A 16,338-nucleotide genomic window follows, 5' to 3' on the forward strand; every position below is an offset into this window, starting at 1 on the left:
TAACGTACACCTGTAGGAGCTGCCGCAGGCTGCGATCTTTTAAGGATCCTCGGTTAAGAAACTGTCACCCGCCGCTTCTCGGCCATGCGACTACGGCTGTACAGCACGATGATCGCAAGCAAAGCCACAGCCTGAGCGCTCAACGAATACGCATCCGCATGAATCCCCAGCCAATCGAACTCAAAGAACGGCACCGGTCGCGTGCCGAAGATCCCGGCTTCCTGCAGCGCCTTCACGCCATGCCCGGCGAACACCACCGACAAAGCACAGAGCAGACCGGCGTTGATGCTGAAGAATAGCGTCAGTGGCAGTTTCGCCGAGCCGCGCAGGATCACCCAGGCCAGGCCAACCAACAGCACCAGCGCCGTCGCACCACCGGCCAGCACCGCGTCATGGCCAGCGGGACCTGCCTGCAGCCACAGGGTCTCGTAGAACAGGATCACTTCGAACAGCTCGCGATACACCGAGAAGAACGCCAGGATCGCAAAACCGAAACGCCCGCCTCCGCCCACCAGGCTGCTCTTGATGTAATCCTGCCAGGCTGCGGCATGACGACGGTCGTGCATCCACACACCGAGCCACAACACCATGACGCTGGCAAACAGCGCCGTCGCACCTTCCAGCAGTTCGCGCTGCGAGCCGCTGACATCGATCACATAAGCCGCAAGCGCCCAGGTACCCAGGCCGGCCAACAGCGCCAGGCCCCAACCGACGTTCACACTGCGTATCGCCGACTGTTGGCCGGTGTTACGCAGGAAAGCGAGGATCGCCGCCAGCACCAGGATGGCTTCCAGGCCTTCGCGCAGCAGGATCAGCAAGCCGGAGATATAGCTCAGTGACCAACTCAGTCCGTCGCTGCCCAATAACCCGGCGGACGCCTTCAACTTGGCCTTGGCCGCTTCCAGGCGCTGTTCCACCTGCTCCACCGGCAGGCCGTCCTGCAACGACTGACGGTAAGCCATCAACGACTTTTCCGTGTCTTTGCGCACGTTGGCATCGACGTTGTCCAGGGAGCTTTCGACCAGCTCGAAGCCTTCCAGATACGCCGCTACCGACAGGTCATAGGCCTGGTCGTGATCGCCGTCACGGTAGGCCGCGACGCTCTTGTCCAGGGTGACGGCGGTGTAGTCGAGCAACTGCGCCGGGCCACGCTTGGCCTGTGGCGGCTGCGCCCGTTGCGCGCGGAAGGTCGCGGCAGCCTGCGGACCGTCGGCGGCGTGCACTTCGGCCGGGGTCTGGCGGGCCAACTCGGCAATGTCATAGGTCTTGTCGCCGCTGGCGGTCGCCGGATCGGCGCTGAAGCTGGCGATGTAAGTGGCCAGGTCCCAACGCTGACGATCATCCAGCTGATCGCCAAAAGCCGGCATGTCGGTACCTTCGACCCCCAGGCCCACCGTGTTGTAGATCGCGTAGAGGCTCAGGTGATCGAGGCGCGCGTTATCACGCAAATTGGCCGGCGGCGGGGTCAGGCCGACACCCGCCGGTCCATCTCCAGCGCCCGTATCGCCGTGACACACCGAGCAATGCTGGGCGTACAGTGGCGCGCCGCGAGTCGGGTCCGGGGTAATGATCGGCGCCTGGCTGACTTCATAGGCCACGGCCAGCTTCGCCCCGAGTTGGCGAGCCTGGCGGGCGACGTCGGCGCCATCCTGGCGGGCGCTGATCGCCTCGCGCAGCTTGGTGATGCCCTGTTCCAGCCCGGCCTTTTCCGGTTTGGCCGGCATCGCGGCAATCAAGCCTTGGACCGCCTGGACGAACTCCAGTTGCTCACGATACTCGGATTCGTTGGCGACCTTGCCGGCCTGCACGGCTTGCGGATAGTCCGCGCCGATGTAGTCGAGCAGGTGCAGCGCTTGCGGTGCGCCCTCTACCGTGTCGGCCAGCAGATTAAAACTGCACAAGGCTAACACCGGCGCTATCAGCCAGGCCAGGAAACGGAACGGGGCGATCATGAATGAATCTCAATTGGAAACACGAAGTAACATATTGTTCACTCCCAATCACTTTCACTCAAGCTTTGTTGTGGGGCGCGTTACTGGACTTAAACGAAAAAGGCGACCTGATAGGTCGCCTTTCCTGTGCCGGAGGGCTTAAACCGCGGCTTTGCGCAGGGTCGCCATGAACGCCGCCGCGCCAATGAACAGCCCGGCGAAGGTACGGTTCATGCGCTTTTGCTGTTTGGGTGTGCGCAACATACGCAGCACTTTGGAAGCCAGCCCGGTGTACCCGGCCATGACGATCAGGTCGACGCAGATCATGGTGGCACCGATGATCACGTACTGGATCAGTAGCGGCGCTTGCGGATCAATGAACTGCGGCAACACCGCCAGCATGAACACCAACGCCTTCGGGTTGCTGATGTTCACCAGAAAACCGCGGAACACCAGGGCCATCGGCTTGCCAATCGGCCGGATCGCCGCGTCATCGCTCATGTCGCTGGGCAGCGCGCGCCATTGTTTGATCGCGAGATAAACCAGGTACGCCACGCCGAACCATTTGATCGCAAAGAACGCAGTGGCCGACGCCGTGAGAATCGCGCCCACACCAGCACCGACAATCGCGATCTGCACCGCGAGCCCCAATTGCAGGCCCAGGGCGTTCCAGTAACCGCGCCAGAAACCGTACTGCAGACCGCTGGACATCGACGCAATGGCGCCGGCACCGGGGGACAGGCTGATCACCCAGCAGGCGGCAAAAAACGCCAGCCATGTTTGAAGCTCCATTGCACACCTCGACATCGGACTCGTGACAGATGTCTAAGCTAATGCGGCTTTGGATCGATGACCAACGATTTTTTTGCGAGACGTTACAACTTTAGGGCCCCTTCGCGAGCAAGCCCGCTCCCACATTCGATCGTTTGTGGACACAAAATTTGTGAACAATACTGGTCCAATGTGGGAGCGGGCTTGCTCGCGAAAGCGGTGTATCAGGCGGCAGAGGGCTTATTTTTCAAACCCGCTGGAAGGGAATACATCCGTGCCACGCCAACGCCGCACCGAACGCTGGAAGAACAGGCTGTTGGGCACTTGCACCATGGCGCTGCCAGTACCCAGCTCTTCGGCCTCGATCAACGTGGTGTACAGCAGATTGATCGCTATCACCCGCCCTTTGACGCCAGGCTTGTCGGTGGTGTCCACCAACTCGACCACATCACCGAGGCGGAACGGGCCAACCGTGAAAATCAGGATCGCGCACAACAGATTGGAGAGCACGCTCCACATGGCGAAAAACGCCACGGCGGCCACCGCGACGAAACCCGACAGCGCCGTCCACAGCACCGTGGCCGAGACCCCGAGGCGCTCCAGCACGAAGATCAGCGCACTGCCCATGATCAGCCAGCGCAGACCGCCGCGCAGCGGCATCAGCAATTGCGGCGGAAACGGGTAGCGTTCCCCGAGACGGGTCAGGCACTTGGCAACGAAACGCTGGGCGATGTAACCCGCCAGCAGGATCAGCAGGATTTGCACACCGAGCCAGATCGGTTCGATCCACATCGCCGGCAGCGGTAGCTTGAACGCCTCCATCAGGACAGCGCCTCCAGCTCCGCCTGCATGCTTTCCAGCAGTTCCAGGGCTTCCATCCAGGCTTCTTCCAGCTCTGCTTCACGCACCTTCAGCTTGGCCTGCTCGGCCAGCAGGTCGCGCAGTTCATTCTTGCGCAAGGGTTCGTAGATGTCGCTGTCGCCCAGGCTGGCATCGATCTTCGCCAGTTTCTCGTGCAGCTTGCCCAACTCGGCTTCGAGCTTGTCGGCCTCGCGCTTGTGCGGCGCCAGTTGCTGACGCAACGCCGCGGCGGCCTGACGCTGGGCCTTCTTGTCGGTCTTGTCCGGATTGACCGGGGTGTTGCTGACCGGCGCATTGCGCTGACGGTACTCCACCAGCCAACGGGTGTAGTCCTCCAGGTCGCCGTCGAACTCTTCGACCTTGCCGTCCGCCACCAGGTAAAAATTGTCGGTGGTGCTCTTGAGCAAATGACGATCGTGGGAGACCACCAGTACCGCACCGCTGAATTCCTGCAGGGCCATGGTCAGCGCCAGGCGCATTTCCAGGTCCAGGTGGTTGGTCGGTTCGTCGAGCAGCAACAGGTTCGGCCGATCCCAGGCAATCAAGGCCAGCGCCAGGCGCGCCTTTTCACCACCGGAGAAATTCAGCACCGGCTCGTCGATCCGTGCACCTCGGAAGTCGAAACCGCCGAGGAAATCGCGCAGGGTCTGTTCGCGCTCGGTGGGCGCCAGGCGCTGCAAGTGCAGCAACGGGCTGGCCTTGGAATCCAGGGAATCGAGCTGATGCTGGGCGAAGTAGCCGACCACGGTGTTCTCGCCACGGGTCAGGCGGCCGGACAGCGGCGACAGCTCACCGGCCAGGTTCTTGATCAGGGTCGATTTACCGGCGCCGTTCGGGCCGAGCAGGCCGATCCGCGCACCGGGGGTCAGTTGCAGCTTGACCTTCTCCAGCACGGCCTTGTCGCCGTAACCCAGGCGGGCATCGGACAGGTCGATCAGCGGGCTGGAAATCTTCTGCGATTCACGGAAGACGAAGTCGAACGGCGAGTCGACGTGGGCCGCAGTCAGCTCTTCCATCCGCTCCAGCGCCTTGATCCGGCTCTGGGCCTGGCGGGCCTTGGTGGCCTGGGCCTTGAAGCGGGCGATGTAGCTTTCCATGTGCGCACGCTGCGCCTGCTGCTTTTCGTAGGCCTGCTGTTGCTGGGCCAGGCGTTCGGCACGGGCACGTTCAAAGGCGCTGTAGCCACCGCGATAGAGGGTGATCTTGCGCTGATCGACGTGAGCCACGTGATCGACCACGGCATCGAGGAAGTCCCGGTCGTGGGAAATCAGCATCAAGGTGCCTGGATAGCTTTTGAGCCACTCCTCGAGCCAGATGATGGCGTCGAGGTCCAGGTGGTTGGTCGGTTCGTCGAGCAATAGCAGGTCCGAAGGACACATCAAGGCCTGCGCCAGGTTCAGGCGCATCCGCCAGCCACCGGAGAAATCGCCGACCTGGCGATCCATCTGCTCATTGGTGAAGCCCAGGCCTGCCAGCAGCTTGCGAGCGCGGGCATCGGCGGTGTAACCGTCGGCACTGTCCAGCTCGGAGTGGTAGCGGGCCTGTGCGGCACCGTCATGGGCCGCTTCGGCTGCCGCCAGGTCCCGTTGCACCTGGCGCAGGCGCAAGTCGCCATCGAGCACGTAGTCGACCGCCAGGCGCTCGAGCGTGTCGACCTCCTGGCGCATGTGGGCGATACGCCAGTCGGCCGGCAGGAAGCAATCACCCGAGTCCGGGTGCAGTTCACCCCGAAGCAAGGCGAACAGGCTCGATTTGCCAGCGCCGTTGGCACCGATGAGGCCGGCTTTCTGGCCGGCGTGCAGGGTCAGCTCGGCGTCTTCTAGCAGACGTTGCGGGCCACGCTGTAAAGTCAGGTTCTGAAGTCGAATCATAATGGCGGCGGAGTCTACCAGCTTCGCTCGCAACTGGCGCGAGTAGCACTATGTCCTCTGACCTGTGGAGCTTTTCCCTGACCCTTTATTCCCGCCCTGGTGTTGAACAGGCGTGCCTGCAATTGCAGTCGGCCGGCGTCAGTGTGTGTCTGCTGCTGTGCGGGGCATGGCTGGGACAGCGGGGTATCGCCTGCAATGAACAACGCCTGCAGCAACTTCGCGGTGTGGCGCAAGCCTGGGACGCTGATGTCGTGCAGCCGTTGCGGGCCCTGCGCGCGCAATGGAAATTTGCCGCCACGCAAGATGCCGAGCTGCACTCGCTACGCGAGCAGGTCAAGACACTTGAGTTGGAGGCCGAGCGAATTCTGTTATTGCGCCTGGAGCGATCGGCCGAAGGCTGGCCGCAAGCTGCCGCGACCGACCTGGCGGTCTGGCTGGAAGGTGTGACGGCAGAGGCCGCCCACCTCGACCGCGACGCGCTGCATCAACTGCGCGTCGCGGTAACCGGCACTTAAGAAGCGCTGGTTGGGGTGGAGCTGTTGCTCGACGGTGCCACTGGCGTTGGCGCAGTGGAGGCAGTCGAGGCCGTTGCTGTCGGCGCAGGAGCAGCCGAAGCAGTGGGTGCTGGCGCTGGGGTCGCTGGCTTGGCAGCAGGCGCCGGAGTCGGCTTGGCGACAGGAGCCGGCTTGGTAGCAGCGGCCGGTTTTTTCACAGCAGGTTTTGCAGCTGGTTTTGCAGCTGGTTTGGCTGCTGGTTTTGCCGCGGCAGGCTTGGCTGCCGGTTTCGCTGCGGCAGGTTTTGCGGCAGTGGCTGGCTTGGCGGCGGCAGGTTTGGCAGCAGCGGTTTTAGCAGCCGGTTTGGCGGCAGGTTTGGCGGCTGCTTTTGCCGCCGGTTTGGCTGCTGGTTTTGCAGCTGACTTGGCAGCGGTTTTAGCCGCGACAGGTTTTGCGGCCGGCTTGGCAGCAGGTTTTGCAGCGGCAGTTCTGGCAGCTGGTTTGGCGGCTGCGATTTTCGCCGCGGCAGGTTTCGCAGCAGCGGTTTTGGCAGCTGGTTTCGCAGCAGGTTTCGCAGCAGCGGTTTTCGCCGCGGTTGTCCGGGCAGCAGGTTTGACAGCTGCAGTTCTAGCCGCCGGTTTTGCAGCGCTGGCCGCGACAGGTTTTTTCGCCGCAGTTGTTGCAGCAGGTTTGGCTGCGGCTTTCACCGGTGCCTTGGCGGCAGGTTTGGCGGCAGGCTTGGCCGGTGCTTTTGCGGCAACCGGTTTGGCAGCGGCTTTCTTCGCAGGGGCCGCAGCAGGCTTGGCCGAACGCAGGGACAACGCCTTGCCGACAGCCTCTTGTACGCGACCAACACCCTGGGCCAGTTTCAGGCTTTCCTGGGCATCGCGCTTGAGTTGCAGAATGTAGCCGCGAGTTTCCGATTGACGATCCTTGAGTGCATCAAGCAGGTCCTCGAGCTGCTTCACCGCGTCCTTCGCCTTGGTCTGCGCCTTGGCCTTTCCAGCCGCCGCTGCGTCCTGCAATTTGGTACGGGATTTGTGCAATTTCTCTTGCGCTTTTCCGCGCTGCTTTTCCAGTTTGGCGAGCAGTTTTTCAGCATCGGCCAAAGCTTCGGAACAAGCGTTTTCGAGATGCTCGAGCAAGCTGCCCGAGAGTTGTTGGAGCAGGTGCAACGGAGTACTTACAGGCTTCTTGGTGGCCGACATGGTTTACCTCCTGGCTGGCGTGAGTGCGGCTCATACTAGACCTCTGCTGCTACCGCCGCTAGGGCATCTTGACAGTATCCAAAGCGCTGCGTTGCAACGAATTGAAAATGTTCTGTGCCGATGCAAAAGCAGTTCACCGTTAAACGCATTCACGCTGGCATAATCGCCCGCAACCCAGGCCGGAGAGTGCCCATGTCGCGCTACCTTTTTTTATCGCTGTGCGTGATATTTTCCGTGGCCAACGCCGCTGAAAAAAACCAGGAAAAAGAGGCTCATGATCTCGCTTACAGCCTGGGCGCGAGTCTCGGCGAACGCTTGCGCCAAGAGGTGCCCGAATTGCAGATCCAGGCACTGGTCGACGGATTGCAGCAGGCCTATCAAGGCAAGCCACTGGCGCTGAAGGACGAGCAGATCGAACGGATTCTGGTCGAGCACCAAGCCCTGGCTGCGACGCAATCGCCTGCGCCGGAAAGTGAGTTGGCTTTGGAAAAAGAGCAGCGTTTTCTCAGCGAAGAAAGAGCCAGGCCCGGGGTTCGTCAACTGGCCGATGGCATCCTGCTGACAGAGCTGGCACCCGGGACAGGTGACAAGGCCGGGCCGAATGGCAAGGTGCAGGTTTTGTATGTCGGTCGCCTGCCTGACGGCACAGTGTTCGACCAGAACAGCCAGCCGCAATGGTTCAGTCTCGACAGTGTGATCAGCGGCTGGCGCAGCGCCCTGCAAGACATGCCGGTCGGTGCGAAATGGCGCCTGGTGATTCCATCGGCGCAAGCCTATGGCGCCGACGGTGCCGGTGACTTGATCGCGCCGTACACGCCCCTGGTATTCGAAGTCGAGTTACGCGGCGCAGCCGGCTGAACAGCAGAAACGAAAACGGTGCGCATCGCGCACCGTTTCACTGACATTGCAGGAGCTCGGTTCAGGCCTGAACCGGAGCCTCTTCCTTGTGAGCGGTATGCAGCACTTCGATCAGGCAGTCTTCCAGCTCAAAACGCTCATGCAACAGCCCACCCAGTTCCTTGAACTTCTCCGCGACGCATTTGCCGGCATCACACAAATCATTGAAAGCGAGCAGTTTCTCGGTGATGACGTCGATGCGCGGGTAGATCGTCTCGGCGAGTTCCAGGCCACGCTTGTCATTGAAGGCCTTGGCCTCCCCCGTCAGCTGTTCGTAGATCTCGAAGTGGCCGGCGGATACGTAGTCGACCAGCACCCCACAGAATTCCTGCAAAGGTTTTCGGTTTTCGCCTAACGCCTCAGGCTTCTCGCCGAGCGTGTCATAGGCCCGAACCAGTTCGTGACGTTCCTGCAACCAACGATCGATCAGCAGATGTACTCCACCCCAACGTTCCTGAGCATTCTGACAACTTTCGAGCATGGCGGTCTCTCTTCCCTTGTGGGTCATGCTGCTCTACACCTGTCGCACACTTGAGAATCAAGATTCGACCAGGCAGAGCGTCATCGAGCAACATAAATCCAATGACACGTGCGGGCCAGATTATGCCCGCACGACGGTGGCTTCAAGGTACGCAGACGATAAAGTTCATACAAGTGTTTAATCGCCGGCAAGTACCCGCTGCGCCGACTCGCCGCCGAGCGGTCGTCGGCTGACGCTCAAGACCAGGCGTATCAGCTGATAAATACCCAGGATCATCACCGCAACGAAGAACAGCAGGCTCCATTCCGGGATACTCAAATCGAACAGCGTCCAGGCGATCCGCGGGCAGTCGACGGCACCCTGGAACAGCCTCTGCACGGCATCCAGCCACGGTGCGCTGGTGAATACTTCGACCAGGTCAGGTGAGCAGGCGGAAAGTTGATGCACCGGATCGGTTTGCAGCAACACCTGGCGCCAGGCCGTGAAGGTCCCCAACAGGCTGCAGGACAGCCCGAGCAGCCAGTACACGAAGGATCCCAGGCGACCGGGACCGTGCACCGCAGCCATCAGGCAAAAACCGCTCAAGAGCGCCAGGCAAGCCCGCTGCACCAGACACAGACCACAGGGGCTGAGGCCTACCGCATATTCCAGGTAATAGGAAACGCCCAGGGCCAGGGCGCCTGCGATAAACACAGTAAAAAACAGGGAGCGTGGGCAGGCCAACGACATGGCGTTTCCGTAACGATCAAGAGTCCGGCCGCTACGGTAGTGGAAAGCGCGCAACCCTTACAAGGCGGGCAGATGCAGACATTTCAGCAATTGCGTAGGGAAATCCCGACAGACATCAGAGGATCAGATGAAGTGGTCTGTAGGACTTTGCTGAATGCGGACTGCGAAGGGAGAATTCCGACAGGATCCGCGGTTCGGATCGCCCACTCGAGCGATCCTTCACGCAGCGATCAACCGTGCGCCAACACCGGCAGCGGTGCCGCCAGCAAGCGCTCATCGAGCAAGCCCAGGCCTTCCTGGAACAGCTGGTTGCTGCGCTCGGTATCGCCCATCTGCGCCAGCAGGCGTGCCAGTTCGGCACAGGCTTCCGGGTTGCGCTGGACTCGCAGACTGCTTTCCAGATAGTCCCGGGCCTTGCCCCACAGACTGCTTTGCAGGCATAGGCGACCCAGTGTCAGCAACAGGCCTGGATCGGTCGGATGATCTTTCAGCCAGCCCTCGGCGAGGTGCAGCTGGCGAGCCGGGTCACTGCCGCGCACCAAGCCATAGAGGCGCGCCAGATGGCTGTCGTAGTTGCGTTTCAATGCCGTGCGCAAGACCTCTTCGGCCTCGACCTGGGCCCCCAGTTGCCGCAGCTGCTCGGCATAGGCGAGGACCAATTGCGGCTCCTGGCGCTGAGCAGAGGTCAGCTGCTGCCAGGCGCGATCAAGCGCTTGCAGACCGAGAGTCCCTCCCTCTTCCCGATGCGCTGCCAGGGACAGGTTCTCACCCCAGGCCCGACGCTCCAGTTCCGCCAGTTCAGGTGCGGGCAGGACTTTGTCCTTGCGCAACTCAGGCAGCAGGCGAATCACCGCCGACCAGTCGCCTCGCTGCTGATGCAGGCGCTGCAACTGACGCAGGACCTGTGCGTTATGCGGATGGCGCTCGTGCATCGCCTCCAGGGTCGCCAGGGCGCCTTCGGTATCACCGCGATCGGTCTGCAATTGCGCGTGGTTCAAGGCAATCGCCAACTCGGCCTGGGGCTGTCGCTCCAGCGCACGCTCCAGCAGGTTGTCACTTTCTTCGTAACGACCCTGCTCGTTCGCGGCGCGGGCAGCCCCAAGGTAGTAAAGCAGCGGTTGGCGCTCGGCCTCTGCGGCCCGATGCAAATGACGCTGCGCGCTCGCCCAGCGACCTTCGGCCAGGTCCAGTTGTCCGTGCTCGATCGCCACCTGGACCCGGCGACTGCGATTGCGCCGTGACCACGGATTGACCACGCCACCGGAGGTCGTCACCAGCTCGACCAAGGCCTTGATGCCCCAGACGACCACCCAGAGAACGGCAACCACGGCCAGGGTCGCCCACAGGCTCGATTCGTAGCGAAAGCTCTTGTAGGCGATCAGGACGTAACCGGAATGCTCGGCGATGGCCAGGCCCAGGGCAGCCGCCGCCGCAATGGCCAGGAACACGATCACATAGAGGCGTTTCATGGGGTGACCTCCTGCGCGGTATTGGCCGCAGGTTTGGCCATCGGCTTGATCGAGTCTTCGGCGTTGACGTTACGCCGTTCCAGGTAACCCTGGACCGCACTCAGGGTCCCGGTCAGGTCCGGGGTGACCACGGAGACCGGTTGCTTGCTCAGTTCGGCCACCTGCTCGAGCATCACTTTGCTCTGGGGATTGTCCGGGTTGAAGTTGCCCTTGAGCACATCCCGCGCCTCTGCCAGTGCCTGGGCATACACCGCAGCCTGACCGTTGAGCGCGGCCCATTGCGCCTGCTCCAGCGCCAGGCTCAGGGCAAGACGGACCTGGCTCAGGCTCTGCCCGGCCAGCAATGGGCGGACATTCTTGTCGGCGTTGAAATCGATACGGATGTAGCGCGAGATCTGATCCCACCATTGCGCCCAGCGACTGGCACCGTCGCCATCGGCGGTCAGCCCCAGCAGGGATTCGCCACGGTCCTTGTACTCGGGCGCAAGCTCGGTGAGGCTGATCACCTGGTCGCGCAATGCCCCCAGGCGCAGGAACAAACCGGTGCGATCCGGCTGCTCGGTGCTGCGCAAGGCCACCAGGGTCTTGGCCACTTGCTCGCGGGCGGCGAAGGAACCGGGGTCGTTCTGCTCACGGAGAATTTCATCGGCACCCTGCACCAGGGCCTGGGCGCTGCTGATGTCCTGCAACGCCGAAAGGCGCAGGCTGGCCAGTCGCAGCAAGTGCTCGGCCTCCGCCAGGCGCCAGTCCTTGCGGCTGGCGCCGAGGACGGTTTCCAGGCGTTGATTCAAGCGTTGCTGGTCGCCCTGCAACTGAGTCACCAGTCGGCTGCGTTCTTCCAGCACATCGGCATTGGGCAGTTGTTCCAGGCGCGCACTCAGGCGCTGCTCGTTCAGCTTCAGGCTCTGCGCCTGATCGTTCAAAGCCTGCACCTGACTCAGTTGCTGCTGGGTATTGGCTTGCAAGTGCCGCACTTGCCAGACTCCCCAGCCACCCACTGCGACACCGACGGCGCCTACCAGCAGCGCGACGATTGCCAGCCCGTTTCCTCGGCGCTGCTGCTCGACAGGGGGTGGTTGCAGTTCATCAAGAGGTGCATCAACCGGTGCATCGAGCACTGGCCGCGAGTCATCTTTAGGCAAGGCTGTTTCGCTCACGTATCCATCCTTTGCATTTAGAGAACGGGCACGGGATGCTCCCGTAACGCCGTCAGCAAAGCCGCGGCACTGGCGCCACGACAATCCACAACTGTCAGGGCCCCGGCGGCACGTGCCAGCTCGGCGACCCTGGGGCTTGGTACAAACAACGGCAACCGCGCCAACTGCGGCCAGGCATCGCCAGCCAATTGATGCAGGTGCTCAAAACCCTGTCCACTGCTGACCACCAGCGCATTCAGGCGTTCCGCCTCGATCCGCTGCCCGAGGGCTGCGGCCGGGTATTGCGGCAGCTCGCGGCGGTACAACTCCAGATACTCGACACTAGCACCTCGCTCGCGCAAACGCTCAGCCAGCAGTTCGCGTCCACCCTCCCCGCGCAGGATCAGCACCCGCGGATCAGGCCGGCCGACAGCCTCGCGCAGCGCTGCAAGTTCAAGCAAGGCCTCGCTGTCATCGCCTTGCGCCGGGAAGCTCACGTCCAACCCGCGAGCCTCGAGGATCTGCGCCGTCGCAGCGCCGACACTGAACCACTTCGCGCACGGTGCTTGCGGGCCAAACCGGTCGAGCAGTTCGACACCGATGCGCGCCGCCGGCTTGCTGACCACGATCACGGCGCAGTAGCGATCCAGTTCGCGGAACGCTTTGCCCATTGTCCCAGAGACCGGGATCGGCACGATGTCCAAAAGCGGCAGGCTGCTGCTGAAAATCCCCTGCTCGGCCAACAGGCTGCCTAGCGCCGCCGACTCATCCGCCGGACGCGTCAGCAGCAGGCGCCAGCCTGTCACTCGTGACCTGCCTCGCCATACACCGCCTTGAGGATATCCGCGGCGCCCTGGCTCAACAGGTCTTCGGCCACCCGCACACCCAACGCTTCGGCATCGCCACGCGGCGCACGCGCCTGGGCACTGAGCAGCAGACTGCCAGAGGGATCTCCCACCAGCCCACGCAGCCAGACCTCCTCGCCCTCGAGCACGGCGTAACAGGCGATCGGCACCTGGCAGCCGCCAATGAGGTGTTTGTTGAGGGCGCGTTCGGCGCTCACGCGGATCGCGGTGTCCTGGTGATGCAGCGGCGCCAGCAGGGCGTGAATTTCGCTGTCCCCGGTGCGGCACTCGATGCCCACCGCGCCCTGGCCACCGGCCGGCAGACTGTCGTCGACGCTGATGGCCGAGGTGATGCGATCTTCAAAGCCCAACCGGATCAAGCCTGCGGACGCCAGGATGATGGCGTCGTATTCGCCAGCGTCGAGCTTGGCCAGGCGGGTGTTGACGTTGCCGCGCAGGAAACGGATTTCCAGGTCTGGACGTCGGCTCAGCAGCTGGGCCTGGCGGCGCAGGCTGGAGGTGCCGACGATGCTGCCCGCAGGCAACGCCTCGAGGCTGGCGTAGGTGTTGGACACGAATGCATCGCGGGGGTCTTCGCGCTCGCAGATACAGAACAGACCGAGGCCTTCAGGGAAGTCCATCGGCACGTCTTTCATCGAGTGCACGGCGATGTCGGCTTCGTTTTCCAGCAGCGCGGTTTCCAGTTCCTTGACGAACAGGCCCTTGCCGCCGATTTTCGACAGCGGCGAGTCGAGCAGCTTGTCGCCGCGACTGACCATGGGTACGAGGGTCACGAGCAGACCCGGATGGGCCTGCTCCAGACGGGCTTTGACGTATTCGGCCTGCCACAGGGCAAGAGCGCTTTTGCGGGTGGCGATGCGGATCTGGCGAGAGGACATGGATCAATCCGTACTGAATAGATACGGCGGATAATAACAGCTCAGCCAAATCCACTTTGACTTGTATCAGAAACTACTCGGCCTCCCTGGCCCCGGATATCCGGCAATCGGGTGTGCAGTCCGCCTGCGATCAGCGAATCAAAGCTGTTGCATCATTTTCCGCACGCCAGCCACGTGGCGTCGGCTGACGATCAAGGCATCGCCATTGAGGCCCTTGAGGAACAGCTGGAAATGCCCCAGCGGTGTTCGTTGCAAGCGCTCGATGCGCTCGCGAGCGACCAGTGCGTTGCGGTGGATGCGCACGAAACGGTCACCGAATTCATCTTCAAGGGCTTTGAGGGGCTCATCGAGCAGCACCTCGCCGCTTTCGTGGCGCAAGGTCACGTACTTGTGGTCGGCGATAAAATAGACCACCTGATCCAGCGGGATCAGCTCAATGCCCTTTCGGGTACGGGCACTGATGTGGCTGCGCGGGCCACTGCCACTCTCGGCAGCGGGACGAGTCAGGGCGGCGAGCTGGCCACGGTTGGGCCGTTCGGCTTTTTTCAACGAGTCATGTAACTGTTCAGTTCTCACAGGTTTCACCAGATAGCCTACGGCGCTGGCCTGTAAGGCTTCCACGGCAAATTCATCGGGGCCTGTGCAAAACACCACGGCAGGCGGGGTTTCGCGTTCGCACAATCGCGCGGCCACTTGCAGGCCATCGAGGCCTGGCATGCGGATATCGAGCAGCACGATATCCGGTTTGTGGCTGTCGATCAGTGCCAACGCTTCTTCGCCGTTCGTGGCGCTGGGCTCCAGGACACTGTATCCCTCGAGTTCACCAACCATTCGGCTCAGGCGCTCGCGGGCTAGGGGGTCGTCATCAACGATCAGGACATTCATATTGCGCTGGATTCCTGCGTGAGTCTCGCACAAGGATAGCGTAGACAGGTGAAGTGACGTCCGTCACCGCGATCCACGCTAAGACTAGCGCGAGCGTGAAAAAGTGCCGCTGGTCGGGCAGCTAATTTTTCATCTGCCGGGCGATTAGCGGCCCAGGCCCGCTTTGGCGACACATCGCCACAGGGTTTGCTGATACGCAATATGAACACCCCTCTTCTTATAGTCCTCTTGCGCACCGAGAAGTGCGCTCATCCTCCTGTCCAACTGTAGACGGTTGCCGGAACGATATTGCTCAATTGAAAAATATCGTTGTGCAAATTGTTCGCACACAGGCTCTGGCATGCCGAACGATGAAAACCAATCGACCAGTGTCAACGACAGGATTGGCAACCCTGTTATTATCCGCGGCAGCTTTCAACGCCATTTTTCTTCAGCCGATACGAGCGAATTCATGAGCACTGACAAGACCAATCAGTCCTGGGGCGGCCGCTTCAGTGAACCCGTCGACGCCTTCGTCGCCCGCTTCACCGCCTCCGTCACCTTCGACCAGCGCCTGTATCGCCACGACATCATGGGCTCGATCGCCCACGCTACCATGCTGGCCAAGGTCGGCGTGCTGACCGATGCCGAGCGCGACAGCATCATCGATGGCCTGAAGACCATCCAGGGTGAAATCGAGGCTGGCCAGTTCGATTGGCGCGTCGACCTCGAAGACGTGCACATGAACATCGAGGCGCGCCTGACCGACCGCATCGGCGTGACCGGTAAAAAGCTGCACACTGGCCGTAGCCGCAACGACCAGGTCGCCACCGACATTCGCCTGTGGCTGCGTGACGAAATCGACCTGATCCTCGGCGAAATCACCCGCCTGCAAAAAGGCTTGCTGGAGCAGGCTGAGCGCGAAGCGGGCGCCATCATGCCCGGCTTCACCCACCTGCAAACTGCGCAGCCGGTGACCTTCGGGCACCACATGCTGGCCTGGTTCGAAATGCTCAGCCGCGACTACGAGCGCCTGGTCGACTGCCGCAAGCGCACCAACCGCATGCCACTGGGCAGCGCCGCGCTGGCCGGCACCACCTACCCGATCGACCGCGAATACACCGCCCAGTTGCTGGGCTTCGATGCGGTGGGTGGCAACTCGCTGGACAACGTGTCCGATCGCGACTTCGCCATCGAGTTCTGCTCGGCCGCCAGCATCGCGATGATGCACTTGTCGCGCTTCTCCGAAGAGCTGGTGCTGTGGACCAGCGCGCAGTTCCAGTTCATCGATCTGCCGGACCGTTTCTGCACCGGCAGCTCGATCATGCCGCAAAAGAAAAACCCGGACGTGCCGGAGCTGGTGCGTGGCAAGAGCGGCCGTGTGTTCGGCGCGCTGATGGGCCTGCTGACCTTGATGAAAGGCCAGCCCCTGGCCTACAACAAGGACAACCAGGAAGACAAGGAACCGCTGTTCGACGCCGCCGATACCCTGCGCGATTCGCTGCGCGCCTTCGCCGACATGATCCCGGCGATCAAGCCCAAGCACGCGATGATGCGCGAAGCAGCCCTGCGCGGCTTCTCCACCGCCACCGACCTGGCCGACTACCTGGTGCGTCGCGGCCTGCCCTTCCGCGACTGCCATGAAATCGTCGGCCATGCCGTGAAATACGGCGTGGAAAGCGGCAAGGACCTGGCGGAAATGAGCCTGGAAGAACTGCGCAAGTTCAGCGACCAGATCGATCAGGACGTGTTTGCCGTGCTGACCCTGGAAGGTTCGGTCAATGCCCGCAACCACATCGGCGGCACTGCGCCGGCGCAGGTCAAGGCAGCTGTGGTTCGTGGCCAGGCTTTGATCGCCAGCCGCTAAACCGCCAAAAGCATC

The 16,338-nt window shown here is 62.1% G+C and carries 15 protein-coding genes and 1 pseudogene; 3 read left to right on the top strand and 13 right to left on the bottom strand.

Going from position 1 to position 16,338, the window contains the following annotated elements:
* Positions 1-53 precede the first annotated feature (53 nt).
* The 4 genes from DKB71_RS32160 to DKB71_RS32175 all read right to left on the bottom strand — a co-directional run bounded on the left by DKB71_RS32160 (position 54) and on the right by DKB71_RS32175 (position 5,434).
* A complete protein-coding gene (locus DKB71_RS32160; RefSeq protein WP_408599296.1) occupies positions 54-1,952 on the bottom strand; it encodes an FTR1 family protein in 1,899 nt (632 codons plus the stop codon).
* Positions 1,953-2,090: 138 nt separating this feature from the next.
* Complete coding sequence (locus DKB71_RS32165; RefSeq protein WP_323607199.1) at positions 2,091-2,723, bottom strand: LysE family transporter; 633 nt, start codon at positions 2,721-2,723, stop codon at positions 2,091-2,093.
* 219 nt (positions 2,724-2,942) lie between these two features.
* Positions 2,943-3,524: a mechanosensitive ion channel family protein gene (locus DKB71_RS32170; protein WP_274073676.1), complete on the bottom strand. Its 582-nt coding sequence runs from the start codon at positions 3,522-3,524 to the stop codon at positions 2,943-2,945.
* Positions 3,524-5,434, bottom strand: coding sequence for an ATP-binding cassette domain-containing protein (locus DKB71_RS32175; protein WP_274073677.1), 1,911 nt, complete (start codon positions 5,432-5,434; stop codon positions 3,524-3,526). Before DKB71_RS32175 ends, DKB71_RS32170 begins: the two co-directional genes overlap by 1 nt.
* A 50-nt stretch (positions 5,435-5,484) precedes the next feature.
* Here DKB71_RS32175 and DKB71_RS32180 point away from each other — a divergent pair, with 50 nt between their 5' ends.
* Positions 5,485-5,949, top strand: coding sequence for a TIGR02444 family protein (locus DKB71_RS32180; RefSeq protein ID WP_408599297.1), 465 nt, complete (start codon positions 5,485-5,487; stop codon positions 5,947-5,949).
* Here the strand turns inward: DKB71_RS32180 and DKB71_RS32185 are convergent.
* Positions 5,946-7,136, bottom strand: a complete 1,191-nt coding sequence (locus tag DKB71_RS32185; RefSeq protein ID WP_408599298.1) for an AlgP family protein — start codon at positions 7,134-7,136, stop codon at positions 5,946-5,948. The genes DKB71_RS32180 and DKB71_RS32185 overlap by 4 nt on opposite strands.
* Before the next feature lie 192 nt (positions 7,137-7,328).
* Here DKB71_RS32185 and DKB71_RS32190 point away from each other — a divergent pair, with 192 nt between their 5' ends.
* Entirely contained in the window at positions 7,329-7,994 is a 666-nt protein-coding gene (locus tag DKB71_RS32190) for an FKBP-type peptidyl-prolyl cis-trans isomerase (RefSeq protein WP_408599299.1), read from the top strand.
* 61 nt (positions 7,995-8,055) lie between these two features.
* Here the strand turns inward: DKB71_RS32190 and rsd are convergent, their stop codons facing one another.
* The 8 genes and pseudogenes from rsd to DKB71_RS32230 all read right to left on the bottom strand — a co-directional run.
* A complete protein-coding gene (gene rsd / locus DKB71_RS32195; protein ID WP_274073681.1) occupies positions 8,056-8,514 on the bottom strand; it encodes a sigma D regulator in 459 nt (152 codons plus the stop codon).
* A 177-nt stretch (positions 8,515-8,691) separates the two neighbouring features.
* On the bottom strand, positions 8,692-9,243 hold the full coding sequence (locus DKB71_RS32200) for a disulfide bond formation protein B (RefSeq protein ID WP_406591631.1): 552 nt from the start codon (positions 9,241-9,243) through the stop codon (positions 8,692-8,694).
* Positions 9,244-9,473: 230 nt separating this feature from the next.
* Entirely contained in the window at positions 9,474-10,712 is a 1,239-nt protein-coding gene (locus DKB71_RS32205; RefSeq protein ID WP_408599300.1) for a heme biosynthesis protein HemY, read from the bottom strand.
* Entirely contained in the window at positions 10,709-11,869 is a 1,161-nt protein-coding gene (locus DKB71_RS32210) for a uroporphyrinogen-III C-methyltransferase (RefSeq protein WP_408599301.1), read from the bottom strand. The genes DKB71_RS32205 and DKB71_RS32210 overlap by 4 nt, the downstream gene beginning before the upstream one ends.
* Positions 11,870-11,886: 17 nt before the next feature.
* On the bottom strand, positions 11,887-12,654 hold the full coding sequence (locus tag DKB71_RS32215) for a uroporphyrinogen-III synthase (protein WP_408599302.1): 768 nt from the start codon (positions 12,652-12,654) through the stop codon (positions 11,887-11,889).
* Entirely contained in the window at positions 12,651-13,592 is a 942-nt protein-coding gene (hemC, locus tag DKB71_RS32220) for a hydroxymethylbilane synthase (protein WP_408599303.1), read from the bottom strand. Before hemC ends, DKB71_RS32215 begins: the two co-directional genes overlap by 4 nt.
* Before the next feature lie 138 nt (positions 13,593-13,730).
* Positions 13,731-14,477 (bottom strand): LytTR family DNA-binding domain-containing protein, encoded by a 747-nt coding sequence (locus DKB71_RS32225; RefSeq protein ID WP_046818480.1) that lies wholly within the window; start codon positions 14,475-14,477, stop codon positions 13,731-13,733.
* Positions 14,474-14,596 (bottom strand): annotated as a pseudogene (locus DKB71_RS32230) (sensor histidine kinase); the annotation flags it as partial. The pseudogene DKB71_RS32230 and the gene DKB71_RS32225, both read right to left, overlap by 4 nt.
* A gap of 332 nt (positions 14,597-14,928) precedes the next feature.
* Between DKB71_RS32230 and argH the strand changes: the two are divergent.
* On the top strand, positions 14,929-16,323 hold the full coding sequence (gene argH / locus DKB71_RS32235) for an argininosuccinate lyase (protein ID WP_274073687.1): 1,395 nt from the start codon (positions 14,929-14,931) through the stop codon (positions 16,321-16,323).
* The last annotated feature ends 15 nt before the right edge of the window (positions 16,324-16,338 follow it).

It is taken from the genome of Pseudomonas sp. PLMAX, assembly GCF_046042685.1.
In the GTDB taxonomy this organism is placed as follows: Bacteria; Pseudomonadota; Gammaproteobacteria; order Pseudomonadales; family Pseudomonadaceae; genus Aquipseudomonas; species Aquipseudomonas putida_AE.